Below are 570 nucleotides of genomic sequence, written 5' to 3'. Positions count from 1 at the left end.
CATGTTACCATTGGCATCGTAAGTGTATTCGGTGGTAAGGTTGGCACCATCTTTAAAACCAAAGCTGGTATCACCGTTATCCAATACCTTTTTTAGCCTGTTGCTCTTGGTCTCATAGGTATAGACCAAATTGTCCATGATGCCAAAATCGCCATTTGTGTTTCTATCGGGTTGGGCTACGATATGCCCTCTGCGTTCTAGTCCAAGAATATTTCCGTTTTTATCATAGCTCACAGCATTTAGTCTATATCTTAGCCAAAGGCCATTACCAGAAAAATCAGCTTTGGTGATTCTATTTAAAGCGTCGTAATGGTAAGTGTACCTAAACAAGGTGTTGTCGTTTGCTGTTTTCCAATCTATCTCAGCAATATTACCATTAAATAGCCCCACTCCCTGCGACTGAAGAGGATCTGTATAGTTGATTCTAAAACCAAAGAGGTCATTGCCAAGACTGGAAGGATTGTTAATGGTCTTTAACCAGCCTCTTACGTTATAGGTATAGTCTATATCTTGTAATCTATCGATCGCATTTTGCTTACCACCTACACCCTTAGCTGTCAGTTGCCCCAG

1 pseudogene is annotated in these 570 nt (G+C 40.9%); it reads right to left on the bottom strand.

Annotated elements, in window-relative coordinates:
* Positions 1 to 570 (bottom strand): annotated as a pseudogene (locus Q0912_RS17470) (hypothetical protein); the annotation flags it as partial.

Origin of the sequence: uncultured Winogradskyella sp. (assembly GCF_947498345.1) — a bacterium.
In the GTDB taxonomy this organism is placed as follows: Bacteria; Bacteroidota; Bacteroidia; order Flavobacteriales; family Flavobacteriaceae; genus Winogradskyella.
This window is presented reverse-complemented; position numbering and strand designations above follow the sequence as displayed.